The sequence below is a fragment of the Pelomonas sp. Root1237 genome (assembly GCF_001425055.1).
Taxonomy (GTDB): domain Bacteria; phylum Pseudomonadota; class Gammaproteobacteria; order Burkholderiales; family Burkholderiaceae_C; genus Pelomonas.
The window spans coordinates 740,031-766,425 of sequence record NZ_LMDK01000016.1; the positions used below are offsets into that span (position 1 = coordinate 740,031).

Sequence of the window (26,395 nt, forward strand, 5' to 3'; positions counted from 1 at the left end):
GATCATGTCCGACCTGAGTCTTCCCGTCTCGGCGCTCAAACGCAGCCAGACCCAGCTCCCGGTGAGCGCCTATTTCGACCCCGATCTGTTCCAGCGCGAGCAGGCCAGCATCTTCCAGCGAGGGCCCCGCTACGTCGGCCATGCACTGGCCGTCCCCGAAATCGGTGACCACTACGCCCTGCCGCAGGAGGGCGAAGGCCGGGCATTGGTGCGCTCAAGCCAGGGGATCGAGCTGATCTCCAACGTCTGCCGCCACCGCCAGGCGCTGATGCTCAAGGGTCGCGGCAACACCCAGGCCAACATCGTCTGCCCGCTGCACCGCTGGACATATTCACATCAGGGCGAGTTGATCGGTGCGCCGCACTTTGCCGAAGACCCCTGCCTGAACCTGAACCGCTACCCGCTGCGGGAATGGAACGGCCTGCTGTTCGAGGACAACGGCCATGACGTCGCCGCCGAGCTGAGCAAGCTGGGCCCGCGGGCGCAACTGGACTTCAGCGGCTACGTGCTCGACAAGGTCCAGGTCCACGAGTGCAACTACAACTGGAAGACCTTCATCGAGGTCTACCTTGAGGACTACCACGTCGGCCCCTTCCACCCGGGCCTGGGCGGCTTCGTCAGCTGCGACGACCTGGCCTGGGAGTTCGGCAAGCATCACTCGGTGCAGACCGTCGGCGTGCACAAGGACCTGGAGCGCCCCGGCTCGCCCGTGTACCAGCGCTGGCACGACCAACTGCTGAAGTTCCGCGAGGGCCGCCCGCCCGAGGCCGGCGCGATCTGGCTGACCTACTACCCGCACATCATGGTGGAGTGGTACCCGCATGTGCTGGTCGTGTCGACGCTGCACCCGGTGTCGCCGCAGAAGACCGTCAACCTCGTCGAGTTCTACTACCCCGAGGAGATCGCCGCTTTCGAGCGCGATTTCGTCGAGGCCCACCAGGCCGCCTACATGGAAACCTGCGTGGAGGACGACGAGATTGCCGAGCGCATGGATGCCGGCCGCAAGGCGCTGATGATGCGCGGCGACAACGAGACCGGCCCCTATCAAAGCCCGATGGAAGACGGCATGCAGCACTTCCATGAATGGTTCCGGAACGAGATCGGCGCGCCTCTCTGATGCCCGCCTCGGTGCTCATGGTCGCGGCGACGCTGCTGTTCGCCACCATGGGCGTCTGCGTCAAGCTGGCCAGCGAGTTCTATGCGGCCAGCGAGATCGTCATGTACCGCGGCCTGGTCGGCTCCGTGATGATGGCCCTGCTGTCGCACCGCCAGGGCTTGAGCCTCAAGACCCGCCTGCCCGGCATGCATCTGTGGCGCAGCATCTCCGGCGTCACCTCGCTGTGCCTGTGGTTCTACGCCATCAGCCACCTGCCGCTGGCCACGGCCATGACGCTGAACTACATGTCCTCGGTCTGGATGGCCCTCTTCCTGCTCGGCGGCGCCGTGCTGATGGGCGCCCAGCGCCTGGACTGGCGGCTGATGGCCTCCGTGCTGCTGGGCTTCGTCGGCGTCGCGTTGATCCTGCGCCCGACGCTGGATCAGCAGCAGCTCTGGTACGGCCTGGCCGGCCTGCTGTCGGGCATGATCGCCGCGATGGCCTATCTGCAGGTCACGGCCCTGGGCCGCGTCGGCGAGCCCGAGTTGCGCATCGTCTTCTACTTCTCGGTCGGCGGCTGCGTGGCCGGCGCCGTCATCACGGCCGTCACCCAGGGCGGCCTGCAGAGCCACACGCTGTGGGGCGCCTTCCTGCTCCTCGCCGTCGGCGTGCTGGCCACCACCGCCCAGGTCTGCCTGACGCGCGCCTACTCCATCGGCCGCCCGCTGGTGAACGCCTGCCTGCAATACCTGGGCATCGTGTTCTCTTTCATCTACGGCATGCTGCTGTTCAAGGACCCACTGACCTGGCACGCCACCTTCGGCATGCTGCTCATCATCGGCGCCGGCCTTGCGGCGACGCTGCTGCGCTCCAAGGTCGCCCCGCCGCCAAAAGACAGCCAGTTCAACCCCGCTGAGTCATGAAGGGACTGGCCCACCCCCTACGCGCTTCGCGCGCCCCCTCAAGGGGGCACTGCCAGCGGCCCAGCAAAGCCGGTTCCGCGGCAGTCACTGGGTAAGTCACCACACTGGAAGCTTCGACATGTCGTTCACGACCTTGATTTCCACCACCGAACTCCGCGCGCTCTCGAACCCGCTGATCCTCGAAGGCAGCTTCGACCTCGCCGACACCGACGCTGGCGAGCGCGCCTACGCGGCCGGCCACATCCCTGGCGCCTTCTACCTGCACCTGGACCGCGACCTCTGCGGCGACAAGACCGGCCCCGACGGGTCCTTCCGCGGCCGCCACCCGCTGCCCGAGCGCGAGGCCTTCGCCGCGCTGATACGCCGCCTGGGCATGAGCGCCGGCCGCCAGGTCGTCGCCTATGACCGCCAGGGCGGCCCCTACGCCGCCCACATCTGGTGGATGCTGCGCTGGCTGGGCCATGCCGAGGTGGCCGTGCTGGACGGCGCCTGGGACGGCGAAATGACGGCGGATGTCCCAACTGCCACGCCGACCGACTGGCAACCCGGCCAGCCGCTGGTCGGCCAGATCGACGCAGCGACGCTGCTCAAGAAGCTCGGCGACGTCCGCCTCATCGACGCCCGCGCCGCCGAGCGCTTCCGTGGCGAGGTCGAGCCGCTGGACAAGGCCGCTGGCCACATCCCCGGCGCCAGCAACCGCTTTTTCAAGGACAACCTCGGCGCCGACGGCCGCTTCAAGCCTGCGGCCCAACTGCGTGCCGAGTTCCAGCCTTTGCTGGCACCGCACAGTGCCGGCGCGGTGGTCCAGCAATGCGGCTCCGGTGTCACCGCCTGTCACAACCTGTTGGCCATGGCCCACGCCGGCCTGGGCGACAGCCTGCTTTACCCCGGCTCCTGGAGCGAATGGTCGTCAGACCCGGCCCGCCCTATCGCCAAAGGTTAGGCCAGGGGATGAGCAAAGCGTTGATCTCCGACAAGCATTCCGGCGCCTGATCGGCCACACTGTGGTTCTTCGTAACGACTGGAGGACCGAATGTTCAAGCGCATCCTCGTCCCCACTGACGGCTCCGACATCACCGCCCACGCGGTGGACACCGCCATCCAGCTCGCCAAGATTCACGGCGCCCAGCTGTTGACGCTCAGCGTCATGGAGCCCTTCCCCTACAGCGCCGTCTCCGAGATCCAGCCCGTGCCGCCGCAGGAGTTCATCGACGCACAGCTGCGCGTCGCCACCCAGCGCGTCGAGGCCGTCAGCGCGGCAGCAGCGGCACAGGGCCTGTCCTGCCGTGGGCACACCACCGAGGCCCTGCACGCCTGGGAGGCCATCGTCGACCACGCCAAGGCCGAGAACGTGGACCTCATCGTCATGGCCTCGCACGGCCGCAAGGGCTTCGCGGCCCTGCTGCTGGGCAGCGAGGCGCAGAAGGTGCTGTCGCATATTGAAACGCCGGTGCTGATCGTCAAATAGGCGTCGAGCGGTTTTGAGGTGGCGCTGAGCCGCAACCAGGCGCGGCATTGAGCTTTCGCTGTCAGGCGAGGCCTACGCGGGCATGCGGCGGCGCGCACGCAGCCACACCCAGTCCGGTGGACTAAATTCACCCCATGCTGCTCGTCTGCCCCCAATGTGGAACCCGCAACCGCGTGCCCGACGAACGCCTGGCCGACGATCCCACCTGCGGGCGCTGCGGCGGCCCCGTTGCGCCGCGCAAGCCCGTGGCGCTGAGTGATGCTGACCTCGGCCCCTACCTCCAGGGCACCGAGGCGCCGGTGCTGGTGGACTTCTGGGCCGCTTGGTGCGGACCGTGCCGCTCCTATGCGCCGCACTTCGAGCAACTCGCCGCCAACCGGCCGGACATCCGCTTCGTCAAGGTGGACAGCGATGCAGCGCACCAGCGCCAGCCTGCAGATCCGCAGCATTCCGACGACCGTTCTGTTTGTTGGCGGCCGTGAGGTTGGGCGGCAGAGCGGTGCGATGACGGCTGCCCAGTTGGGCGCCTGGGTGGACGGCGCCCTGCCCTAACGTCACAGAGGGCTGAGCCCTGGGGTTGTGCGGATTTTTCTCTGTTGCCTTGGTAGGGTGGCGGGTTACAGGTCACTGCCCACGTCGATTCCGCCTCGGAGTTGAAGGAGTTCGCAGCGCCCGCAGCGCGAGCCAGATGGGTTTGGAGCGTGTCGCGCGTGGCGACCACGGGCACGTAGCCACAAGACCTGTGCGGGGCCGTCGCGCCCGCAATGAGTGGACGGGCTGGGGAACAGACGGTTTTCTCGGGCGGAGACCGCTGCATAACTTCCCTGATGCGCGGTATTGAAGGGTGCGGTGCAATGGCGCCATGGACAGCTTCTTCCTCGTGGGCGCCAAGCCTTTGGTCCAGGACTCGCCAACGATGAAGTTGCACGAGCTGCTGGACTGGGACGAGATCGCGCACAAGCTCAAGGGTCTGTACAAGCGCGAGGCCACGCATGGCGGCGGTCCCGAGCCGTATGCGCCGTTGTCGATGTTCAAGCTGATGCTGCTGGGCCAGTGGCACGGACTGTCCGACACGCAGCTCGAGCATGCGTTGAAGGTCCGGTTGGACTTCATGGTATTCACGGGCTTCGAACCCAGTGACGGCGCCTTGCCAGACGCCACCACGATCTGCCGATTCCGCAACCGGCTCGTGACCACCAAACTCGACCAGGTACTGCTGTGCCGAGTCAACGTGCAACTCGCAAAGGCCTGAAGGTGGCTGGCAGCCGCGGGGCGATCATCGACGCGACCGTCATCGAGAGCGCAGCGCGGCCGAATCAACATATCGAAGTCGACGATGAGGCGCGTTGGGTCAAGAAGGGCAAGGACGCGTTCTTCGGGTATCGCGGCTACAGCGCCGTAGACACCGAAGATGGCTATGTCGAGCATGTCGAAATGCATCCGGCCAACCAGGCTGAGGTCAAGCTGCCCGGCATCGTTGACGCACTCATCGCACAGGGCATCCAGCCGAGGGCGTGCTGGCAGACAAGGGCTACGCGAGCGGGGCGAACCGCGAGTACCTGAATGCCAAGGGCATTGGCGATCTAATCCAGTTCAAAGGCAGCCGAGGCAATCCCGTGCATCCGCTGCAGACGCAGATGAACCGGGCCATCGCCACGCTTCGCTACAAGGTCGAGCAAGGCTTCGGCACGATGAAGCGGCGCTTCCACCTGAACCGGGCGCGGTACTTCGGGGTGGCCAAGACGCAGGCGCCAATGGTCTGGGCGGCACTCGGCGTGAACTTGCTCAAAGCGATGAGGAAGCTGCAAAGCGGGCGACTGCAGCCGTGTCCAAGCAGTAGTCCGTCCTGAGGGGCCAAAGCGGCCGGAAACGGCCTCGAAAAGCACTAAAAACGGCCCGAAAACTCGATCTCGATTGCGCATCTTGAGATCCCCGCGCGGCTGGGCTTCCGATACTCGCTCTGCGGGCAGTCGTGCAGCGGTCTCGGCTCGGGACCGCCGCCGTGCGTGGCCTTGTACAGACCCTTGAGCTTGTGCGCGATCTCGTCCCAGTCCAGCAGCTCGTGCAACTTCATCGTTGGCGAGTCCTGAACCAAAGGCTTGGCGCCCATGAGGAAGAAGCTGTCCATGGCGCCATTGCACCGCACCCTTCAATACCGCGCGTCAGGGAAGTTATGCAGCGGTCTCGAACCGCGCGAACCGAAAACCGAAAACCGCCGAACGAACCGCCGAACCGCCGAACCGTGAACCGTGCGAACGGCGTGCGAACCTTGGAAATCCCATGTTCAATAAAACACCTTCTGATAGATCCTTTCTAACCAAATTCGAGCCTCAGCATCTGACTCGAATTCGTTCGCGGTGATTTCATTTATCCCGTTAGCAATCCCCTGAGGATTGGCAATTAAGTATTCAAATTGATTCTTCAGGGCGCCAATATCGAATTTCGCAACTCCACCCTTAACAAGCTCCGCCAACTCGTCAACTTCGTACCACTCAACATGACAAAAGCTCCGCAAAATGCGACCAATCGGATTTTCTAATTGCATCATAGCACTCCCGGCTCAGGGAACATAGTGTTAAATCTCCATACCCCTGTTGAATTTTGCTTATATCTAATTACCATATAGGAATTATCAAGAAAGACGGTAGCACCTGAACCTAATGGATTATTTTTTGACCCATACCTACTAACACCAAATACAAAGTCTCTAAAATCCGCCCCATAAATCTCTTTAAGCGGTATTTTGATTTCCGCTCGACCGTCTATAGAGCCCGAGGTGGCGTCTAGAAACTTCTGGCTATTTCGGGCATAGCGTTCCGAAAATACATACGCTTCGTCGCTGACTATTTTGGTAGCATGTTTAGCATAGCCATGGTCACCTCCATGCACACCATCGATTGGCGTGCCAGTCATTGGATCAAGTCCCTCCACAACGCGCCCTTCTAATTGCATTCGAGTCACCTGGGCTCCATGACGCTGCACTCCATGCCCTTCTAGAAGCAGTTCGCCAATCCGAGCTTGGACGGGATCAACAGTATTGGAAAAGCGCTCCAGTTCGAATAACGGAGGGAATGCATTGGCCTGCCCGAACCTGAGCTGTGCTGGTCGGATGTTCCAATCAGGCAATCCCATGCTCCGGAATTCAGTCGCCAATTCTCGGACTGCCGCGCCACCTCCTAGTGCGATCGGCAGCACGCCTGCCAGTGCCAATTCGCCCCAGCTGAAGTCTTGGATCCCGTAACGACCATTCGAGAGGCTATTCGTCCCGATTTGCATACCTTGCAACGCGGCGTCGCCGGCCATGCTGCTCACTACCATCGCGCTACGCGCTCCAAGCCACCCCAGGCGCGCCAATCCAGCAAAGGCTGCTCCCCCAGTGAAGATGCTTGCTGTACCGAACGCCGAAGTCAGCGCAAAGTCAGTCACCTTGTCAGTAAGGTGGGCGAACGGATTGTTCGGGTCGGCGCGCGCGGCCTCATCCAAGTTTGGCTGCTTGTAGGCCTTCGGGATAGCTCGAAGCACGTTGTCCTCACCCAGATTCCAGTAGGCCTGCTTGGTGCTGAGGTCGAACGAGTATGTAACGGAACTGCCGTCGAGCTTGGTCAACGCGCTTGGAGTTGCCGCTCGCAACGTCGAGTCAATACGAAGACTTGACAGAACTTGACCAAGAACGGGCCCGTCGGCTGCAGCGCGCGCCCGGCGAGACGCCGTATCGGCAGCAAAGTCCACCAGCGCGCGCGGCTCGGATGCCTCCACCGACATCCTTCTGATGCTCCCATCGGCCATGCGATATCGGCCACCGCCCAATGGGATGGCTCGGGCCACAGGCGCACCATCATCCTCATCCGCCGCGCCGGCTGCTCTTAAAGCGGCAGGAGCCGGATACCGCGCCAGCAAGCGCTGGGTTTCGGTGTCGTCACTGCCCCAGCGGCTGTAGTCTTTGCTCTGGCTCGTCAGGCTCTCACCAATTGCACTGCCAAGCCCGCCCAACCCCACGTCACGCCAGTCCAAGTTTCCAACACTGACAACACCAAAACTGAAACCACTGCCCCAACTGGACAATTGCGGCTCCAGCGACGCCGAGAAGCTGTAGCTACTGCTCAGCATCTGATTCGCCGACCAGTTGTTCGTTGCACCGGACTCCACGTCGGAAGTCCAATTGCCTGTACCGCTGTAGCTGGCACTGAACAACGCCTGGGTGACCGCATCGGCTGAGAGCGGCGTAGCCGCACTCGCCGACCGATTGAAGTCGTAATAGCCGACGCTCGCCGCGCTGTCCGCGTTTCGCCTGTTGGCGCTCTGACCACTGCTCTCGCCACTGTCGTAGGACTGAACAAAGCTCCTGTTACCGCTGATCCAACGACCGTGCGGGTGCACGAGGGGCTCCACGGGATGCGCCTCTCGCCAGTCCATGCTCTCAATCAGCTTCTTATGGGCGCTCTGACTGAAAAGTGTCGGGTCGACGGCCCCAATCGCCTCCCCCGGGTTGTACGGCCGCCAGGTCGAAGCGTTGTTGTGGATGTTGGTGACCTTGTTGGGAATGACGATCACACGGCCAGCCACGAGTGCCCCGTCGGTCAGCATGCCGTTGCTCTCGGCGATCAGATACCAGAGGCTGGAGTCACCCCACATTGCCTGGGCGATGTCACGCAGCGTCTCGCCGTTACGCCTCACGGTGTAGCTGCTGGCGGCGTTGCCGGGGAAGTTGTCGTTGATAGGCTCGTAGTTCTGGTCGAAATCCGCGCTGGTCACGGGACTGGGATTCTTGTAGCGCTCGCGGCGCTGGTCTGCGGTTTCAGCCGACCCGCGGCGCGCCAGCTCCTCTGCGTAGCTCACTCGCGACTTGTCGTCAGGCGTGTTGCCCACGTCCCCGACGCGATGGCCGTCGGCGTAGTAGAAGTAGTGTGTTCCGTTGGTGCCCGAGCGGCGAAGCACCTGGCCGTTGGCGTTGGTGACATAGCTGCGACTGACTCCACTGCCATCGTCGAAGGTGCTGCTGATATGGCCGTTGATGTCGTAGCCTAGGGTCGTATAGTTTTCCTGACCCGCCCCGGCCTTTGTGATCTTGGACTGCTGCTCGGAGTCCCAATACTTGTACTGGTAGGTCGTGGTGGTGCTGAAGCCACTGGTGGGTTGCTGAACGCTCGAAGCGAGCGCTCCGGTGCCGGTGTCGCTGGTAGTCGTGTCGGCAGTGCTCGTGTAGTACTTGTACGTCAGCGTGAAGTTGCCGCTGGTATCACCAAGGTTGTCGATCTTGCCGATGAAGCTTTGCGCGAGCAGCCGGTTGTCCTTGTCGTAGGTGCTGGCAGTGGACTGCTTGTTTTGCAGGTCGGTCAGCAGCACCGTGCGGCCGATGTCGTCGAGCTTGCGGGTGGCCACGAGCGTCGTGCCCTGCTTGGTGGTTTGCAGGTAGCCGTCCTGGCTGTAGCCGTATGTCTCGTCGATGGTCTGCGCAACGTTGCCTGATTGGTAGGTGTAGGTCGCGAGGCGGCGCTGGCTGACCTTGTCATAACCCAGCTGGGTGCCCTCGGTGCCGCGCTTGATGACAACACCGGTGTCGGCCAGACCGGTGCCACGCGTCGTGGTGGCCACCCCGGCGCCGGTCTCCAGCCGCCCCTTGCTGACGACGAAGCGGTTGAGCTTGTCGTAGGCGTACCAGTAGTCCTGCGTGCCGCCGCCCAGTAGCCCGGCCAGACCGTCCCAGTAGGTGGCGGTGATGCGGCGGCGGTTGCCGACGGCGTCGAACTCGTAGGCCACGTCGAAGAAGTTGGCATCGCGCACGCGCGAGATGCGGTTGAGCTCGTCGTAGGTGATGGTGGCGTTCTGGTAGGCGGTCGTCTTGGTGCCGTTGACAAGGCTGAAGGTGCCCTCAGCCACGCGGTTCCCGGCGTTGTCGTAGGCATACTCGCTGGTGATGCCTTGCGTGTTGTCGGTGAAGGAGCGGATGTAGCCGTTGGCGTAGTAGGTGTAGTCGACGTTCTGGCTGGTGCTCTGGCCCGTGTGTACGGTGCTGGTCTGCTTGACGAGCTGGGCGGCGCTGTTGAAGGTGTAGGTGAACTGCGCGCCGCTGAGGTCCTGGTGCCAGGTGGTGTGGCCGAAGTAGTCGACCTTGTCGATGAGGCTGCGCCCGTCGGTCTGCAGCGTGGTGCGCACGTAGCCGCCGGTGGTGGTGGCCGCACCGCCGGCGCCAGCCACGCTGGTGATGCCGCTGGCACCGGCCTGGCGCAGCTCGTAGGTGTAGCCCGTGACGAAGCCGTTGCCGGAGACGGTCTGCACGACGCGCTGCAGGGCGTCGTAGTCGGTGCGGGTGGTGATGTTGAGCGCGTTGGTGGCGGTCAGGCGCTGGCCGAGTTCGTCGTAGGCGTAGGTGTCGCTGAGGTCGCGGCCGGTGGCGAGGGTGTCGCTGGTGGCGTTGGCCAGGCGCTGCACGCCCTTGCGGGTGACGGTGGTGAGCAGGCCGCGCTTGTCGTAGCTGCGTTCGGTGACGGCGCCCTCGGCGTCGGTGGTCTTGCGGGCGTCGCCGAAGATGTCGTACTGGCTCGTGCGGATGCCGCCGCCGGTGGCGTTGTAGGCATCGGCGCTGCCACCGGCAGCATCGAATTCGCTGATGACCAGGGCATCGTCGCCGCGGCTGCCGGCCAGGTATTGCACGCGGCTGAGGTTGCCGTTGGGGTCGAGCGTGGTGCTCCCTTGCAGCATGGTGGTGTGCCGGCCCAGCAGGTCGTAGCCGAACCGGGTGATGGGCCGGGCGCGGTAGCGGTAACCGTTTTCTGCGGTGACGAAGGTCTCGGGGTCGAGCTTGGCGATGAGCTGGCCCTGGGTGTTGTATTGCAGCGTGGTCTTGGCGCTGGCAAGTTGGTCGGTGGTCAGGGCGGTCAGCGCGGACTGGTTCTTGCTCTTGCGGTCGTCGTTGATGGCGGCAAGCATGCGTTCGGCGACACGTTCGTCGCGCTCCTCCACCACGTCGCCGAAGGCGTTGAAGGATTGGAAGCGTTTGATGGTGACCTTCTCACCGGTGTTCAAAAGCTGCACCTGTTGCAGGAGCCTTGCAGCACCGCTGCCGTCAATGTCGACCTTACCCTCCTGACGCAAGGGGTTGCCGACCTCATCACGGAAAATAGTCCCATCGGCATTCAGCATATCAACGGAATATGAATATATGCAACCGGCAGAAACCATATCCCTCGCATCAAGGCGGAACCATGTGTAGCCCGATCGCCCCCCTTGCGTGGGCTCATAAGTACCAGTTACTCTACGAGTGATTCCGTTGACCGTAATGTTCGCATTCTTGATATTTCTACCTTGAACGTAGAATTCGATCGGCATCACCGTGGGATCAACAACATCCGTTGTTGAAATCGTACCGTCATTATATATTCTTATCGTAATTGTCTTTGATACCAATTCAGAATTCCAGAATTGATTCACCTTAAGATAAAGAATCTTCGGGGAAGGCGCCGTTCCTGTCGGGCGATATTTCCCAACCACCATTTCCGTTTCAAGATAAGGTGAGGAGTAGGAGGTGCTTCCTTCCAAAAATGCACCCGACGCGTCGGTCAGTTGATAGCTTCGTTCGACCCACCCCCCTGGATTCGAAGCAATGACGGAAAATTTTACCGATCCTACTTGACGATCGTTATCTTTCGCGGGCAAATCAGTCCAAGCAATATTTCCTGCACCATCGACTTCGAAGGTGCCGCGGCCCATAGCAAGAGTTCGACCTATGGGGTACGAGCTTGTGCTGGTAATGGCGGCGTACTGAAAATACTGGACCCCCTTACCCTTGAAGCTCTCCAAGTTCAAGGAGAATACTCCACTATTGTCCAGCGAGAAAATTGTAGGACTAAAATCGCTAAGACCTTCGTTTATATCGAACGAAAATAGTAGTTGCCTGCTGCCCGGCTGGGTGATATTGAGCTTGGGAACCGTGCCGTTGGTCAATGTAAAGTTCTGCGCCCGCGGCAATATCGTTGCCGACTGCACCAATGCATTCGGCGGTTGCCAGGCCGGCACCCATGCAGTATTGAACTGCGACTGCATCGTCACCGCGCTCTTGAGCACATCGATCTGCGGATCAATGGTCTGGGTGATGAGGTTGCGGGCGTTGTAGACGGAGACCCGCGAATACAGCGGCAAGAAGGCGGTGTCGGCCGGGTTGCGCTTGCCGGAGGTGGCCTGCTGCAGGGTGAGGCTGCGCAGGTCGATGGCCACGTCCAGCCCGGCCACCTTGTAGGTCGCGTCGCCATTGCCGCGGATCTCGCGGGTCATATTCCCGTTGGCGTCATAGACGTAGAACTTGATTGCCCCGTCGCCCGAATTCGTCTTCACGACCTTGCCCAGCGTGGAGTACTCGGCGAATTCCTCCCAGCCGTCGCCGATGCCCTTGGCGCTGAACTCGCCGAAGGCGTTGTAGCGGGTTTTGCGGGTCTCGGCCGCGGCGGTCTTGTCACTCTCCCAATGCTTCTCCACGACGATGCGCCCTGCCGCGTCGAACTCGTAGCTGGTGATGATGTCGCGCAGCTTGGGGGCGCTGGCGGTACTGTCCGAGCGGCGCACGTCCTTGTTCACGCGCCGGGCGAGGTTGCCGTTGGCGTCGTAGGCATAGGTCGTGATGGCGCCGGCGGCGTCCGTCGTCTGCACGAGCAGGCCGTTGGCGTCGTAGCCGCTGAGCGTGATGCGGTCGTCCGTCTCGACGGTGGTGTCCCTGCCGCGCTGGATGCGCCGCCTGACCTGCCCCAGGCCGTCGTACTCGGTATCGGTGGTCGGACGGACGTTGGCGTTCAGGTAGTCCACATACCCCGGCGCCTCGCGCCGTGTCTCACGGCCCAGGGCGTCGTAGGTGATGTCGGTCTGCTCCCAGGTCAGGGTCGTGCCGACCTCCGCGGCCAGCGCCTGGGTCTGCGTGACGGCGCCCAGGCCGTTGTACTGGTAGCGGGTGATGGCGGTCGTCGTGCTCTGCGTGCGGGTGCCGCTGGCGTCGACGGTGTCCTGCGCCACGTTCAAGAGGCGCTGCTCGGTGACGCGGCCCAGCCGGTCCAGGCTGACCTCGGTGATGCGGTTTTGCTCGCCGGTAGGCACGAACTGCCCGGCGATGACGGGGATGAGCTGCGCCGGGTCGTTGGTGGCGCCGGCGCTGGCCAGCTTGTCGGCTTGGCGGGCGTAGCCGCCCGGCAGCATCGCGGCGTAGCGGGTTTGTTTGGTGGCGACGTTGCCCGCGTGGCCGTACTCCCACGCGACGGCCGCGCCGCCGGCGTCGATGGACAGGGTCCGCCGGCCGTTGCCGTCGAAGTACTCGAAGCTGGAGTTGTCCCGCCCATCCTTGCGCTCGGTGAGGTTGCCCACCGCGTCGTAGAAGAAGCTCTGCAGCACCGTGTTCTTCGGCGTCAGGCCGCTGATGACGAGGTTGGTGCCGTCACCGCTGCTCCAGGCGTAGAGGTTGTCCAGCGAGGTCTGGGTCTTGCGGTTGAGCGCGTCGTACAGGGTGCGCAGCGTGCGGTCGTTGGCGGTGTCGGCGGTGGCCGCGGGCGCGCTGCCCACCGGGTCGAGGGTCACGCCGTCGGCGATGCGCGTGGCGTAGACGGTTTGCACGACCTGGTTGCCCGCGGCGTCGTAGCTGGCGCGCGAGGCGACGCGGTCGGCGCTGATCTCCAGCGTCTTTTGGTCGAGCGCGTCGTACCAGGCCACGGAGCGCCTGCCACCGCTGACGGTGAGGCCGTCGGCCTGGAGCTGGCCGTGGCTGACCTGCTCGATGACGTTGCCGCGGGCGTCGTAGCGCATCGCGTCGGCCGGCGTGACGGTGCTGGTGCTGCCGTCGGCGGCGGTGGCCGTGTAGCTCATGCCGATGCGCCGGACCAGGCGGTCATTGGCGTCGTAGGCCATCTGCGTGGTGCGCTGTTCCGGCAGGCCCTTGGCTTCGATGCTGGTGATGCGGTTGCCGCGGCTGTCGTACTGGTATTCGTTGACGACGTTCTTGAGCGCGCCGGTGCCGTCCTTGGCCTGCACAGGCAGGGTTTCGGTGAGCAGGCGCCCGAGGCGGTCGTAGGTGTAGGTGACGGTGGCGCCGAGCTTGTTCTTGACGCTCAGGCGCTGGCCGTATGCGTCCAGCACATCGGTACCCTCGACGTAGTTCTCGGCGTCGGTCTCCTGGAGCAGGCGGCCGTTGCGGTCGTAGGTGCGGCTCGTGAGGGCGTCTGCCGTGGCGGCGGTGAGCACGTAGGCCCCATTGGCCTGCGCCGCGGTGGCCAGAACGACGGCTTGGCCGCCCGAGAGCGTGCCTTGCACTTTGGCGTCCACGCGCAAGCTGCTGGTGAGGTTGCCGAAGGCGTCGTAGCCATAGGCAGTGAGGTAGCGCTGTGCATCGACGGTCTGCAGTAGGCGCCCAGCCTTGTCGTAGACCTGGTAGCGCTTGTAGCCGCGTGCATCGGTGATGACGCTGGCGTGGCCGAAGGCGTCGTAGTCCGTCGCGGTGACGCCGCCCAGCGCGTCGGTGACTGTCGTGACGCGGCCGGCGGCGTCGTAGCCGTAGTCGGTGGTGTAGAGCTTGCGCAGCGCGGTTTGCGCCGCGGCCTTGGCATCGGCGGCCAGGGTGGAGAGGTCAGCGGCGTAGCCCAGCCGCGCGCGCTCGGCCTGCTCCCAGGCGCCGGTGCCTTCGGTCAGCGCGACGCCGCGGGGGTCGATCTCGTGCCACAGGCGGCCCTGGGCGTCGTACTCGAAGCGCGTGGTGCTGGCCAGTGCCGTGCCGTCGGCGCGCGTGATCGAGATGCGTTGGCCGGCGCCGTTGTAGGCGTAGCGCGTCGTGCTGGCTTGCCCCACCACGTTGCCAGCCAGGACCTCGGTCTCCAGCCGGCCGGCGGCGTCATAGGTGAACTGGGTCTGCACGCCATTGCCATCGGTCTCAACGCTCAGTCGCCCGGCGCGGTCGAGTTCACGGATGACGCTGGTCGCCGCACCCAGACCCGGAAGTGCAACCGTCAACGTGTTCAGCACGGGGGCAAAGGCAGCAGGCGTGTAGCTGCCGCTGCCACTCAGGCGGCTGGCATAGCGCAGTGCCGTCGTGCGGGCGTTGGCGTCGTCGTAGCGCGTCTCGGTGACATAGCCTTCCGCGTCAATCGCAAAGCGCTGGCGGCCCGCTGCGTCGTAGGCAAATTGAGTAACGCGGCCTTTGAGCGGCGGGATCTCCTCGACGTTGTCGACGTAGCTGATCGTTTGACCTGCTGGCAGGTCTGAGGCACGCGAGACGGCAAACTCAACCCGAACGGACTGCCAGTCCGTCGTCGGCTCGACAATCGTTGCCGCCAAGCCACTGGCGCGCGACGTGCCTTTTTCATAGACAAAGACGCGCGCGCCGGTGGCGGTTGACTCCATCTCGATGCTGTACGTCTTGCCCGGAACGTAGACCCCGATGTCCACCTCCACAAACGTTCCGGCGGGTAGCTGTCGGCACTGGGTATAGACGTGGCCGTTGTTCTTGAAAATCAGGGCCGCTCGGCTCATACCACCAGCCCCATCCTTGAGCATGATGTGCGTCGTCTGCTGGAGGTGAACCGGCTGATAGTCGAGTTTGAGTACAGACCCCACCGGCATCTGCTTTGGGCTGGTCATGAGCGCATAGCCACCGTTCGGCAGCGGCTCGCTGACCAGCTTGAGCCGCCCGGCTTCCCATATGCCGACGGAGCCCCCTAGCCCGTCCATGTCCCTGTTGAACTCGCGTTTGGTCGGCGAATAGATCGCCGCGAGGTCAGCCTCGCTTGGCACGGTGCCGACGCTCCAGGTCCAGGGCTGCTCGTGCTCCACGCTCGCCACGATCCGGCCTGCCGCGTCATAGCGCCGCTCGCTCACGAAGCCTTCTGCATTGACGACGAACCGCTGATTGCCAACCTTGTCGTAGGCGTAGCGGGTGACGTGATCCTTGGCATCGACCTTGACCAGCTTCCCATAGATCGCGGAGGCCGACATGCCCACACTGCCCCCAGTGATGATCTGCTCGTACCTGCGTTCCAACACGAGCCGGTTGGCACCGTCGTACTTGCGTTCCGTGACCTGCCCCAGGGCGTCGACGCTGTAGATCAAACGGCCATCGCCGTCGTAGGAATTGATGCTGAGCTGCTCGGCCGGGCCGGCGCTCAATATGTCCAGAGCAGTACGCAGTTCGTCGTAGGTCTTGCTGGCCCAGCCCGCCGCCAGCGTTGTGGCATAGGCCCGGATGGCCGTGACACGGCCTTCACCGTCGTAGTCATATCGCGTGGCGGCACCAAGGGCGTCGACGCCGTAGCGCAGGCGATCGGCGTTGTCGTAGCTGTAGCGGGCCGTGACGTTGTTCTGCGAGTCACGCTTCAACAGCAGACGCCCGGCCGCGTCGTACTCGTAGCTGGTCTTGAGTTTCAGCCCGTCGGGGTCGACGGTCTCGGACGTGCGTCGGCCCAGGATGTCGTATGCATAGGCCACCTTGCGGGCGGAGGTCGTGCCGGCTCCGTCGATGACGGTGAGCACTCGGCTCTGGGCGTCGTAGCTGTAGCTGGTCTTGAGCTTGAGCCCGCCGGTCACGTCGTCGACGATGACGTCGGCAAGTTCACCCCTGGCGTTGTAGACCTGCGTTGTGACGGTGCCGCGAGGGTCGGTGATCTTGAGCTTGCGCCCCTGTCCGTCGTACTCGTAGCGGGTCTGCAGGTTCAGCCCCACACCGTTGACCAGCGGGTCCACCGTCTGTATCAGCACGCGGTTGGCGGCGTCGAAGCTGTAGCTCGTCGTGCTGGCGGCCCCGTCATTGATCGGGGCACCGCCGGCGTTGGCCTTCAGTCCTTGAACGACCTGGATGAGGTTGTCGTTGGCGTCGTAGCCGTTCTGCGTGACGTTGCCCAGCGCATCCGTCACGGTAAGCAAGTTACCGTGGGCGTCGTAGGCGTAGGTGGTGGTCGCCCCGGCGCCGTCGGTGACCTTGTAGACCTGCCCGTGGCGGTTGTACTCGGTGACGGTTTGGATACCTGCCGCCGTCTTTACCGTCAGCTTGCGATTGACGGCGTCATGGGTGTAGGTGACGGTGCTGATGGTGCGATCAACACGGGTGACCGTTCGATCCAGCGCGTCGTACGTGGTCGATGTGGTGCCGGCCGGCCCGGCAATCGTGATCTTGCGGCCAGTGCCACCGTCGCGCAGATAGGTGTACTGAGTGATCCGGCTGAGTTCGTCGGTGGTGTTGTAGAGCCGACCGAGTGCGTCGAAGGTCGCGCCCGTGATCACGGCGCTTGCCAGCCCCGGGCCGCCGCGTTCGGTTCGAGTGGCGTTGCCGCGCCGGTCGTAGCCATAGTCCAGCGTGAGGCGGCGCGCGTTGGCGGTGCCCACAGGATCGATGTCGCGGATCTCTTTGCTGAGCTGGCCGAAGGCGTTGTAGCTGTAGTCGGCCTTGTTGCCCAGCGCATCAATGGCCTGCTGGATGAGGCCGCGCTGGTTGAAGGTCACCGCACTGCGGTTGTCCAGGCCGGCGTTGTTCAGCGCGGCAATCGCGCTTGACAGCGAGATGTCAGCTGCAGGCGCACGGCTCACAACCGCTGTGTCAGCTTTGCCACCTACCAGACCGGTGGCGTCGGCCACCGAGAGTCGCTGGCTGCGCGTGACCGTGGCCTGCACTTCACTGAAGTTGCTGTAGATCGTCTCCGTGACCTCGCCACCCTTGATCGGGTCGCGCAGGATGGCGTAGACCTGACGGCCTTGCGCGTCGTAGTAGAAGAAGGTCTTGTTGCCGCGCGCATCGGTCACGCTGGTTCGGCGGCCTGCAGCGTCGTAGGTGGAAGTGGTGCTTGTGGCATCGCCTTCGATCTGCGTGCTCTGCACGCGGCCCCAGTCGTCGTAGCTGATGTTCTGCTTGCGCTCCTCGCCCGAGCCCTTGGCCAGCGTGGTGGATTTGAGGCGCTGAAGGCTGTCGTAGTCGTAGAAGGTGACGGTGCCGTCCGCTGCCGTCTCCTGCTCCAGCAAACCCCGGTTGTTGTACGTCTTGCTGGTGGACAGGGGCAACTTGGGACTGCTCAACGAGGTCCGCAGGGCCGCGGTGAGGTCGCCGGTCTTGAACAACTTCAAGCTTGCCGGGCTCCCGCTGATCACAGGCTTGATGGCCTGGGTGAGATAACTGATGCCTCCCGCGGGCCGGCCTGCGGTATCGAACTTGTACTCCGTGAGGTAACCCTCGGCATTGACTTGGGCGATTTGGCGGCCCGCTGTGTCATAGACCCATTGAGTGAACTCGTCGTCACTCAATGGCGCGAGGGCTTGCAAGTCGGCCAGCGAAGGATTGGCACGCTGTGCATCGCTCAGAAGGGCGGAGCGGCGCAGTTGCGAGAGCATGTTGCCCGCCGCGTCGTACTTCCAGACGGTGAGGCCGCCGTCGCCATCCACACGGGCTGCAAGGCGCCCCGTGGCGTCGTACAGGTTGCGGGTCGTGCGGTCGCGCGCCGCGTCGGCAGTCGGCGTCGGCAGGGTAGGCACATTGGCTTGCGTGGTACCCGAGCTCGCAATCAGGCGTGCGGCGCTCACGGCAGCAGCACTCAAGACGGTGGCATAGCGGGTCTGGGCTGTCAGGGCCGAGGTGCCGTCGTACTTGTTCTCGGTCAGGTAGCCGTCGGCGTCCAGCGTGCCGGCCAGCCGGCCGGCGGCGTCGTAGCAGAAGGTCGTGACGCGGTCATTCGTTGCATCGACCGCGGGACGGACGTCTGCCACCGTCTTGGCGGTGGGTTGGCCCTGGGCGTCGCTCAAGCTGGCCCGCGTGGCTTCGCTCACCAGCGTGGCGTAGGCCACCGTCTGGATCAGCCGGCCCGCGCCGTCGTAGAGGTATTCGGTGAGCTGGCCGTTGGCGGCGATGTCGGCGCTCTTGCGACCGCTGACGTCGTACAGGGTGTGGCTGGAGACGCTGGTGGCGTCCTGCACGCGGCGCAGCTGACCCGCCGCGTCGTAGAAGTACTTGGTGGCGCCCAGCGCCGTCTGGCTGACGGCGCCGAGCAAGTCGCTGGACACGAGGCGGCCCATCGTGTCGAAGATCTGTACCGTGGTCAGGCCGTTGTCCAGCTTGACGGAGGTCTTGCGATCCGAATCAGCGTAGGTATAGAGCGTGATCGCGGCGTTAGCGTCCACGCTCTTGGTCACGCGGTTCAGCCCGTCGTACAGATAGGTGGTGCCGTTGTTGTTGATGTCCTTGCTGGAGAGCAGCCGGCCAAAAGCGTCGTAGCTGGTGAATGTCTTGATCGCCCCGCCCGGCGTGGCAACGCCGTTGGACAGGGCCATCGTCGTGTAGCGGCGCTGCTCCTTCACCAGGCCGCGCAGGTCGTAGTCGAACTCGACGATCTGGCGATCCAGGCTCTGCGCCTGGGGACCGTTCACCCAGCTCTCGAGCGAAGTGAAGCTGGGATTGGGGTCGCTGAAAACAGCAGCTGTGTACTGCACCTGGCGTGCGAGCAGCCCCCAGCCGTTGTAGACGTAGCGTGTCACTTCGCCCTGCGGGCCCAGCACATAGGCCAGGCGCCGCTTGGCGATTTGCGTCGTGTCGTAGATGTACTGGGTAGTGCGCGCACCGCTGGCCTTGAGCGGGCCGGCGACGCCGTCCGGGTCGGCAACGGTGTAGGTCGTCTCTGTGGCGAGCAGGCCCGTGCTGGTGTAGGTGCGCTCCAGCACGTTGCCCGCCGCATCGGTCCGGCGTGCCAGCTTGCCGGCGCCGGCGTACTCGTAGGTCGTGACTTCGCCCTTGGCGTTGGTGCTGGTCAGCACGTCGCCGTTGTCATAGGTGTAGCTCTGTTTGAAGCTGACGCCGCCGAGCAATGCCCCGCTGATCTCTTCCAACTGGCCGCTGTTGACGCCGCCGAGGTATTTGAGCGTGGTGACCTGGCCCAGGGCGTCGGTCACCGTGGTGGTGCGGTTGGTGGTGTCGTAGACGAAGCCGGTCTTGCGGTTCTGATCGTCCGTGATGGACTTGACGCGGCTGTCGGGCCAGTAGTCGATGGTCTGTGTGTTGCCATCCTTTTGAGTGAGGGTCTGCAGCCGGCCGTTGGTGTCGTAGCCGTAGCTGACCGTGTAGGTGCTGCTGTCGGTGGTGTCTTCGGGCGTCAGGTCGGTGGTGACCAGGCTGAGCCGTCCACCGGTGTAGCCGTAGCTGGTGACGCTGCGCGTCTGTTGCGCGCCCTGCGCATCCTTGTAGCTGGTGGTGATCTTGGACAGCTGCGTGCCGGTGTAGTTCAGCGTCACCACTTCGTCGGCCGTTGAGCTGCCAGCCTTGAAGGTGGACAGGCTGCTGATCAGGCCGCCGCCGTCGTAGTCAACCTTGACCAGGTTGCCTTGGGCGTCGCTGACCTGTGAGAGCCGGTAGATCTCCCCGTCGACATTGGCGTAGGTTTCTGCCGTGCCGGTATCGCCATCGGTCCAGGTCCAGACGCCGGCGCTGTAGCTCAGGCTGTCGAACTGGCCCGAGCCCTCGGCCGTGAGGTACTTGCCGGTGGCGGTGTCGAAGGAGTACGACGCCTCATGGCCGTCCGCATCGGTGCGCTTGATGCTGCTGCCGGTGGTGTTGACGGTGCCCACGCGCCCCGACACGCGCCGGTAGTAGCCGACGCGCCAGCCATCCCCGTTATCGCCGTCCCAGCCGCCCTGGCTGTTGTAGGTACGGAGCAGGTCGACGTCCGGACCGACGCCCACCAGGTATTCGTCGCGGTCCTGGATGACGAGGTTGCCGTTGGCTGCATTGACGGTGATCTGTTCGCCGGCACGCCCCGTGGCGGCCTGTCCCATCCCGCCCGCCCCGCCCAACACGTCCTTGGACGTGTTGACCAAACCGTTGCCACTGCCGGTGACCACTGAAACCATGTCTCTCTCCCAAGGATCGGTATTACTTAGGTAATCCAGGGACGAGTCCGGTTGTTTAGCTTCCGTTTCAAATAGTCACACTTCGGTACCAAGCAAATGTCTGCGAAAGAAGCTCACCGTTCGGCCCAACCACAACGAAGTCGTCACCGATCGATCAAACCCCGGCGGGTCACACAGCAGGTCGCATTCCAGTCGGCCAAGGCCGTCGGGCGTCGGCGGCGGTGCAAGCAAGGCGCCATGGCCGGCGCCCGGCAGCGCAGCGATCAACTCGCAGCCCTGGCAGGCGGCGATCAACGGGTCGCTGTGAAAACGCGGCAGCAGCCAGCGGTCGCCGTCGGCGGTGATCAGACCCAGCGGCACGCGCGGCTTGGCGAGGGTCGCCAGATCGAAGTCGGCTGCCGCCGGCACACCAGCCACGACGGCGGCGATGCGCGGGTCGTTGTGGACCTGCGGCGTCGCGTCACGGAACTTCCAGTCGAGCACGTGCCGGGCCACCCAGAGCTTGAGGCCATCCAGCGGACCGCCGGTCAGCCGCGTGGCCAGGCCGATGCAGCTGTAGAAGTCTTCCGCCAGGTCCTTCTCGCAATGGGCGCGAAAGCGCTCGGGCGACCAGGCCCCGCCGGCCAGGCTGAGCATGGTGTGGCCGCCGGCCGACATGCCGAAGCCGCCGACGCGGTCCAGCTTCAGGCCGGCAAAGCGTGGGTCGGCGGCAACGCGGTCGATGGCATGGCTGATCTCGGCGGGGCGCTGTTTCCAGCTGTCGGGGCCGGGGCGGCCGGGGTCGGTCCAGTTGTCGCCTCGGTGCAGGGGCAGCACGACCGTGAAACCGGCCTCGACGAGGGCCTTGGCCAGGGTCGTGTGCACCCAGGGGCCGCCGCCCGAGCCGTGCGAGATGGCGATGAGGCGGCCGTTGCCGGGTGCCGGTGGCGCGTCGGGTGCCAGCATCAGCTGCAGGTCGCCGCGCGTTTCAGGGCGGCCGGCGGCCGCCGTGGGATAGAACAGCGTGACGGCACCGCCGTCATCGTCGGCGGGCAGGGTCAGCGTGCCGACGGTGGCGGCGTGCGCGGAGGCACTCAGCGCCAGGCTGGTGAGCAGGAAGCGGAAGAACATGGCTGGCTCCTCGGAAGTTGAGAAGCCCTCAGCCTCGGCCACCCTGCCCGCTATGTCTGACCGAAACCCGCGCTTTGCAGGTTTCGGCGCTGCTTTTGACGAAACGCCGAGGCGTTTTTAAGAATCGGCCAGCGCTTTCTGGCGAAATTCGGTCGGCGTCAGGCCGGTATCGGCCTTGAAGGCGCGGTTGAAGGGGCCGATGGAGCCAAAGCCCACGTCCAGCGCGATGGTCAGCACCGGCAGCTGGCGCTCGCTCGGGTCGGCCAGGCGGCGCTTGGCCTCAAGCAGGCGCAGGCCGTTGACGAAGGCGTTGAAGTTGCGATGGCCCAGGCCCTGGTTGATGACGCGGCGCAGCCGGTACTCCGGCGTGCCGAGCTGCTCGGCCAGGCTGGCCAGGCTCAAGCCCTCCTGGGCGTAGCCGCGGCCCTCGCCCATCAGCCTGGCCAGCGCGGCGGCTAACGCCCGGTCCTGCGGGTCCTCGGCCGGCAGCGCGGGAGGTGGCGGCGGCGCGACGTCTTCGTCCCACAGGCCCGACACGCGCGGCCGCAACAGTTGCCAGGCGACGAGGCTGGTCAGCGTCAGCATCATGGCCACGTCGCCAAGTGCCGCGGCACCGCTCAACGTGCCGTTCGGTGCGCCGATGCGCAGGGCGACCATGACGACGGCATAGCTTGCGCCACCGCCCACGACGAGGCCGCGCAAGCGCCGGCGCTTTTCGACCAGATCCACCCGCCATGGGCCCACCACGGCGGCCAGGCCCAGTGCCGCGAAAGCAATGGGCAAGGCCCGCAACAGCACAAGGGCGGGCCACCAGCCCCACCACAGGCAGATCGTCGCGCCGAACAGCGCAACGGCAGCCCACAGCACGCCATGCCAGGCGCGCAGGCGAAAGCCGTCCTCGAAGACGGCGCGCGCGAACAGCCAGAACAGCACGGCGGAGCCGAGCGAGATGCCGATGCCGGGCGCCTGGACGGCGCAGCGCAGCTCGTGTTCGGCCCAGGGCGAGGCAGAAACCGCCTGCACGGCGGAGGACAGCGACAGCGCAATGCCCGTGCGCACGAGATCGGCGTGCCGTGCATGCCGCCAATGCGGCAGCAGCACCAGCACCACGAGGATCAGCACGGCAACCAGCGCGCCGCGCAACCCTGCGTCAATGAGTGCCATGCAGCAGCTGGGACACCGCGAAGGCCACGCCCAGGCCCACGCCCAGCCACGCGACCTGGGCAAAGGTTTCTCGCCAGGCCAGGCGCTGCTGCAGTTGGGGCAGCAGGTCGGCCACCGAGATGTAGATGAAGCTGCTGGACGCCAGCACCAGCAGATAGGGCAGCACACCCTCGAAGCCGCCGATCAGGAAGTAGCCCAGCACGCCGCCGACGACCGCCGCCATGCCCGAGATCGCGTTGAACAGCAGCGCCTTGCCGCGGCTGAAGCCGGCGTTGAGCAGCACGATGTAGTCGCCCACCTCCTGCGGGATCTCGTGGGCGACGATGGCCAGCGCCGTGGCGAAGCCCAGCCGCGTGTCGGCCAGGAAGGCGGCCGCGATGATGGCGCCGTCACAGAAATTGTGGATGCTGTCGCCCACCAGCACGGTCAGGCCGCCGCGGCCGGCCTGCTCGGCGTCGAAGTGGTGGTGGTGATGGTGGCCGTCGCCCTCGTGATGGTGGACGTGGCGGTAAAGCTCCACCTTCTCCAGCAGCCAGAAGAACAGCAGGCCGCCCAGCAGCACGGCGAACAGCACCTGCGGTTTGGCTGTGTGGCTCTCGAAGGCCTCGGGCAGCACGTTCAACAGCGACGTGCCCAGCAGGATGCCGGCCGACAGGCTGACGAGGCTCTTGACGAGGCGGGTCAGCACGCCGACGGTCAGGCTCGCGGCAACGAGCACCGACAGCAGCCCGCCCGCGAAGGTGGCGAGCACGATGTAGAGAAGGGTCATGGAATCAGGCAAAAGCAACGGGCCACAGCCATGGACTGCGGCCCGAGGGCGGTCAGCGTAGCAGACGGGTCAAGCCACACCACATTTCTTGAACCAGGCCAATGCCCGCGCCCAGGCGTCGTCGGCTGCGGCCTTGCGGTAGCTGGGGCGGTAGTCGGCATAGAAGCCATGCGGCGTGTCGGGGTAGACGACGAACTCGCATTTCGTGTTGCCCGCCGCCTTGAGCGCGGCTTCGAGCTGGGTCAGCGTCTCGACCGGGATGCCGCCATCGGCCGCGCCGTACAGCGCCAGCACCGGCGCCTTGATGCTCGCGGCGCGCTCGATGACGGTCTTGTCGCCAGCGTTGTAGTTGCGTGCCACCGGGCCGTACCAGGCGGCTGCAGCCGTCAGCCTGGAGTTGTGGGCCGCATAGGACCAGGTCGTGCGCCCACCCCAGCAAAAGCCGGTGATGGCCAGCTTGGCTGGATCACCGCCGTTCGCAGCCGCCCAGGCGACCGTGGCGTCCAGGTCGCCGTTGACCTGGGCGTCGGCCGCCTTGGCGACGACCTCGCTGACCAGCTTGGGAATGTCGGTGTAGGCGCCGGCATCGCCGTGGCGGGCGAACAGCTCGGGCGCGATGGCCAGGTAGCCCTGCTTGGCCAGCCGCCGGCAGACGTCCGCGATGTGCTCGTGCACGCCGAAGATCTCGCAGGCCACCAGCACGACCGGCAGGTTCTTCCGGCCGGCAGGCGCCGCCCGGTAGGCCGGCATCTGGAAGTCGCCCACGGGGATGCTGACCGGGCCCGCCTCCAGGCCCGCCGTGTCGGTGGTGATCGTCTGGGCCGTCACCGGCAGCACGGCCGCTGCGAAGCCACTGCTCACCGTCGTCTGCACAAAGCTGCGGCGGCTGAAGTCGCGGGACGGCGTGAGGCTGTCGATCTCGTCTTTCAAGGTGGGGGCTCCAGGGTGAGATACGAAGGGAGCGCCAAATTTTGCCCCGACAATCCGCCGCCATGACGACGCGCCCTGATCCAGCCGGCCGAATCTGGGCCTCCATCGACATCGGCTCCAACAGCTTCCGCCTGGAGTTGGCCCGGTTGTCGGGCGAGCGCTACCAGCGCGTCAGCTACATCAAGGAGGCCGTGCGCCTGGGCGCCGGCCTGGACGCACAGGGCATGCTGACCGAAGAGGCCATGCAGCGCGGCCTGAATTGCCTGCAGGGCTTCGGCGAGCAGCTCGTCGGCATCGCGCCCGAACGCATCCGCGCCGTTGCGACGCAGACCCTGCGCGAGGCGCGCAACCGCAACGCCTTCCTGGCCCGCGCCCAGGCCGTGCTCGGCCACCCCATCGAGGTCATCGCCGGCCGCGAGGAAGCGCGGCTGATCTTTGCCGGCGTCGCCCGGCTGCAGCCCTCCGACAAGCCCCGCCTGGTCATCGACATCGGCGGCCGCTCCACCGAGATGATCCTGGGCCGCGGCCGCAAGCCGCTGCTGGCCGAGTCCTTCGGCGTCGGCAGCGTCGGGCTGTCGGTGCGCTTCTTCGCCGACGGCCGCTACACGGCCGAGGCCTTCCGCGCCGCCCAGGTGGCTGCCGGCGCCGAGCTGGAAGAAGCGCTGACGCTGTTCCGCCCCGAGCTCTGGCAGGAAGCCCTGGGTTCCTCGGGTACGGTGGGCGCGGTGTCGCAGATCCTGGCAGCCAGCGGCAAGACCGACGGCCGCATCACGCCGGACGCGCTGCGCTGGTGCATCGCCCAATGCCTGGCGGCCGGCTCGCAGGACAAGCTGCAACTGCCTGGGCTCAAGGACGACCGCCGTCCTGTCGTCGCCGGTGGCCTGTGCATCCTCTACACGCTGCTGAACCAGTTCGGCATCGAGGAGCTGCTGCCCACCAAGGGCGCGCTGCGCCAGGGCGTCATTTTCGATCTGGTAGAGCGCCTGCAGCCCAGCGGCGCGCGCGACCCGCGGGCGGACTCCGTCGCCGAGCTGCAGGAGCGCTTTGCCGTGGACATGGCGCAGGCCGAGCGTGTGGCCAGCCAGGCCGAGCTGTTCTACCACCAGCTCACGCTCAAGCCCGCGCCTGAGCTGCTGCGCGAGTTGAGCTGGGCCGCGGCCCTGCATGAAGTTGGCATGCTGGTCTCCCACCACGACCACCACCGCCACAGCGCCTATGTCATCGCCCATGTCGACGCGGCGGGCTTCTCAACCAACCAGCTGCAGCGCCTGGCAGGCCTGGCCCTGGGCCAGCGCGGCGGCCTGCGCAAGCTGGAAGCGCAGCTGAGCGATCCCAGCTTGCTGGACCAGCTCATCGCGCTGCGCCTGGCCGTCATCCTCTGCCATGCCCGCACGGAGGCACCAGGCAGCCCCGGACTGGCGCGCGACGGCAAGCGGCTCACGCTGCAACTGCCCAAGGGCGGGTCGGCCGGCCAAGCGCGCACGCGCTTCCTGCTGAAGGAAGAGGCCGAGACCTGGGCCCGCAGCGGGCTGCTCGAACTCGTCGTGGCGTGAGCTCGCGTCGCCGGCTGCTCGCCTGCCTCGCGGCGCTCTGCATGGCGCTGCCTGCCTGGGGCGAAGACGCCGGCAAATCGACCGCGATCGAAATCGACTCGTCGGACGATCCCAACGAGAGCGTCGTCTGGCTGGCCTATGCCGTCGGTCTGGCCAACTGGGCCAGCCAGAGCGGTGCGCTGGCACAGGCACCGCTGGGCATCCTGGAACCCAGCTTCGAAGGTGAGATGACCGCGCGCCGGACGCTGCTCGTCATCTGGCGGGAGCTGCTGCAAAAGGCACCCAAGTCCAGCGCCTACATGGACGCGCTGATGCGCATCGACGCGGCCGGCTATCTGCCGGAGTACGTCTGGACCGTGCACTGGCGCGGCAGCTGGAAACAGCCCCCGGCCAAGCTGCGCATCGCCGAGTTCTATGCCTGGCAGCGCCAGGAACTGATGGGCCATGTGCCGCGCACGGGCTCGCGCGTGCGCGTCGTCCTCACTCCGCCAGCGGCACCAGCCTCTGCTGCCAGCCGCTGACAGCACGACTGAGCGAACATGCCGG

Annotated in this window: 17 protein-coding genes; 10 read left to right on the forward strand and 7 right to left on the reverse strand. The window is 65.2% G+C overall.

Going from position 1 to position 26,395, the window contains the following annotated elements; all coding sequences use genetic code 11:
• Positions 1–4: 4 nt before the first annotated feature.
• The 8 genes from ASC91_RS16180 to ASC91_RS30670 all read left to right on the forward strand — a co-directional run bounded on the left by ASC91_RS16180 (position 5) and on the right by ASC91_RS30670 (position 5,337).
• Complete coding sequence (locus tag ASC91_RS16180) at positions 5–1,117, forward strand: SRPBCC family protein (RefSeq protein ID WP_056198561.1); 1,113 nt, start codon at positions 5–7, stop codon at positions 1,115–1,117.
• On the forward strand, positions 1,117–2,019 hold the full coding sequence (locus ASC91_RS16185) for a DMT family transporter (protein WP_235532005.1): 903 nt from the start codon (positions 1,117–1,119) through the stop codon (positions 2,017–2,019). The genes ASC91_RS16180 and ASC91_RS16185 overlap by 1 nt, the downstream gene beginning before the upstream one ends.
• 118 nt (positions 2,020–2,137) lie before the next feature.
• Positions 2,138–2,962: a sulfurtransferase gene (locus tag ASC91_RS16190; RefSeq protein WP_056198564.1), complete on the forward strand. Its 825-nt coding sequence runs from the start codon at positions 2,138–2,140 to the stop codon at positions 2,960–2,962.
• 90 nt (positions 2,963–3,052) lie between these two features.
• Positions 3,053–3,487, forward strand: coding sequence for a universal stress protein (locus tag ASC91_RS16195; protein ID WP_056198567.1), 435 nt, complete (start codon positions 3,053–3,055; stop codon positions 3,485–3,487).
• 134 nt (positions 3,488–3,621) lie between these two features.
• Complete coding sequence (locus ASC91_RS16200; protein ID WP_327082883.1) at positions 3,622–3,969, forward strand: thioredoxin domain-containing protein; 348 nt, start codon at positions 3,622–3,624, stop codon at positions 3,967–3,969.
• A 380-nt stretch (positions 3,970–4,349) separates the two neighbouring features.
• Complete coding sequence (locus ASC91_RS29455; RefSeq protein WP_157281660.1) at positions 4,350–4,739, forward strand: transposase; 390 nt, start codon at positions 4,350–4,352, stop codon at positions 4,737–4,739.
• Positions 4,740–4,741: 2 nt separating this feature from the next.
• On the forward strand, positions 4,742–5,050 hold the full coding sequence (locus ASC91_RS30665) for a transposase (protein WP_162247801.1): 309 nt from the start codon (positions 4,742–4,744) through the stop codon (positions 5,048–5,050).
• Complete coding sequence (locus ASC91_RS30670) at positions 5,002–5,337, forward strand: transposase (protein WP_157281664.1); 336 nt, start codon at positions 5,002–5,004, stop codon at positions 5,335–5,337. The genes ASC91_RS30665 and ASC91_RS30670 overlap by 49 nt, the downstream gene beginning before the upstream one ends.
• Positions 5,338–5,372: 35 nt before the next feature.
• On the opposite strand, the gene ASC91_RS30360 is transcribed toward ASC91_RS30670, so the two are convergent.
• From ASC91_RS30360 to ASC91_RS16235, 7 genes are all read right to left on the reverse strand, one after another.
• Positions 5,373–5,615 carry a hypothetical protein gene (locus ASC91_RS30360; protein ID WP_056198570.1) on the reverse strand — a complete coding sequence of 81 codons (243 nt, stop codon included), beginning with the start codon at positions 5,613–5,615 and terminating at the stop codon, positions 5,373–5,375.
• Between the two features lie 156 nt (positions 5,616–5,771).
• Entirely contained in the window at positions 5,772–6,035 is a 264-nt protein-coding gene (locus ASC91_RS29475; RefSeq protein ID WP_157281666.1) for a hypothetical protein, read from the reverse strand.
• Positions 6,032–20,323: a DUF6531 domain-containing protein gene (locus tag ASC91_RS16215; protein ID WP_056198573.1), complete on the reverse strand. Its 14,292-nt coding sequence runs from the start codon at positions 20,321–20,323 to the stop codon at positions 6,032–6,034. The genes ASC91_RS29475 and ASC91_RS16215 overlap by 4 nt, the downstream gene beginning before the upstream one ends.
• 75 nt (positions 20,324–20,398) lie before the next feature.
• Positions 20,399–21,433 (reverse strand): dienelactone hydrolase, encoded by a 1,035-nt coding sequence (locus tag ASC91_RS16220; RefSeq protein WP_056198576.1) that lies wholly within the window; start codon positions 21,431–21,433, stop codon positions 20,399–20,401.
• Positions 21,434–21,550: 117 nt separating this feature from the next.
• Positions 21,551–22,597 carry a helix-turn-helix domain-containing protein gene (locus ASC91_RS16225; RefSeq protein ID WP_082532722.1) on the reverse strand — a complete coding sequence of 349 codons (1,047 nt, stop codon included), beginning with the start codon at positions 22,595–22,597 and terminating at the stop codon, positions 21,551–21,553.
• Entirely contained in the window at positions 22,584–23,366 is a 783-nt protein-coding gene (locus ASC91_RS16230) for a ZIP family metal transporter (protein ID WP_056198584.1), read from the reverse strand. Before ASC91_RS16230 ends, ASC91_RS16225 begins: the two co-directional genes overlap by 14 nt.
• 69 nt (positions 23,367–23,435) lie before the next feature.
• Positions 23,436–24,296, reverse strand: a complete 861-nt coding sequence (locus ASC91_RS16235) for a dienelactone hydrolase family protein (protein WP_056198587.1) — start codon at positions 24,294–24,296, stop codon at positions 23,436–23,438.
• A 62-nt stretch (positions 24,297–24,358) separates the two neighbouring features.
• Between ASC91_RS16235 and ASC91_RS16240 the strand changes: the two genes are divergently transcribed.
• Together ASC91_RS16240 and ASC91_RS16245 are read left to right on the forward strand one after the other, a co-directional pair.
• The gene (locus tag ASC91_RS16240; RefSeq protein WP_056198589.1) at positions 24,359–25,849 is read left to right on the forward strand and encodes a Ppx/GppA phosphatase family protein; all 1,491 of its coding nucleotides are present in this window, start codon (positions 24,359–24,361) and stop codon (positions 25,847–25,849) included.
• Positions 25,846–26,370, forward strand: a complete 525-nt coding sequence (locus ASC91_RS16245; protein WP_157281668.1) for a hypothetical protein — start codon at positions 25,846–25,848, stop codon at positions 26,368–26,370. The genes ASC91_RS16240 and ASC91_RS16245 overlap by 4 nt, the downstream gene beginning before the upstream one ends.
• The last annotated feature ends 25 nt before the right edge of the window (positions 26,371–26,395 follow it).

What these genes read in the sequence shown, in the direction of transcription:
- ASC91_RS16195 (WP_056198567.1), top strand. Translation starts at nt 3,053, where the DNA reads ATGTTCAAGCGCATCCTCGTCCCCACTGACGGCTCCGACATCACCGCC.
- ASC91_RS16185 (WP_235532005.1), top strand. Translation starts at nt 1,117, where the DNA reads ATGCCCGCCTCGGTGCTCATGGTCGCGGCGACGCTGCTGTTCGCCACC.
- ASC91_RS16200 (WP_327082883.1), top strand. Translation starts at nt 3,622, where the DNA reads ATGCTGCTCGTCTGCCCCCAATGTGGAACCCGCAACCGCGTGCCCGAC.
- ASC91_RS16180 (WP_056198561.1), top strand. Translation starts at nt 5, where the DNA reads ATGTCCGACCTGAGTCTTCCCGTCTCGGCGCTCAAACGCAGCCAGACC.
- ASC91_RS29455 (WP_157281660.1), top strand. Translation starts at nt 4,350, where the DNA reads ATGGACAGCTTCTTCCTCGTGGGCGCCAAGCCTTTGGTCCAGGACTCG.
- ASC91_RS16240 (WP_056198589.1), top strand. Translation starts at nt 24,359, where the DNA reads ATGACGACGCGCCCTGATCCAGCCGGCCGAATCTGGGCCTCCATCGAC.
- ASC91_RS16190 (WP_056198564.1), top strand. Translation starts at nt 2,138, where the DNA reads ATGTCGTTCACGACCTTGATTTCCACCACCGAACTCCGCGCGCTCTCG.
- ASC91_RS16215 (WP_056198573.1), bottom strand. Translation starts at nt 20,323, where the DNA reads ATGGTTTCAGTGGTCACCGGCAGTGGCAACGGTTTGGTCAACACGTCC.
- ASC91_RS30360 (WP_056198570.1), bottom strand. Translation starts at nt 5,615, where the DNA reads ATGGACAGCTTCTTCCTCATGGGCGCCAAGCCTTTGGTTCAGGACTCG.
- ASC91_RS16220 (WP_056198576.1), bottom strand. Translation starts at nt 21,433, where the DNA reads ATGTTCTTCCGCTTCCTGCTCACCAGCCTGGCGCTGAGTGCCTCCGCG.
- ASC91_RS29475 (WP_157281666.1), bottom strand. Translation starts at nt 6,035, where the DNA reads ATGATGCAATTAGAAAATCCGATTGGTCGCATTTTGCGGAGCTTTTGT.
- ASC91_RS16225 (WP_082532722.1), bottom strand. Translation starts at nt 22,597, where the DNA reads ATGGCACTCATTGACGCAGGGTTGCGCGGCGCGCTGGTTGCCGTGCTG.
- ASC91_RS16230 (WP_056198584.1), bottom strand. Translation starts at nt 23,366, where the DNA reads ATGACCCTTCTCTACATCGTGCTCGCCACCTTCGCGGGCGGGCTGCTG.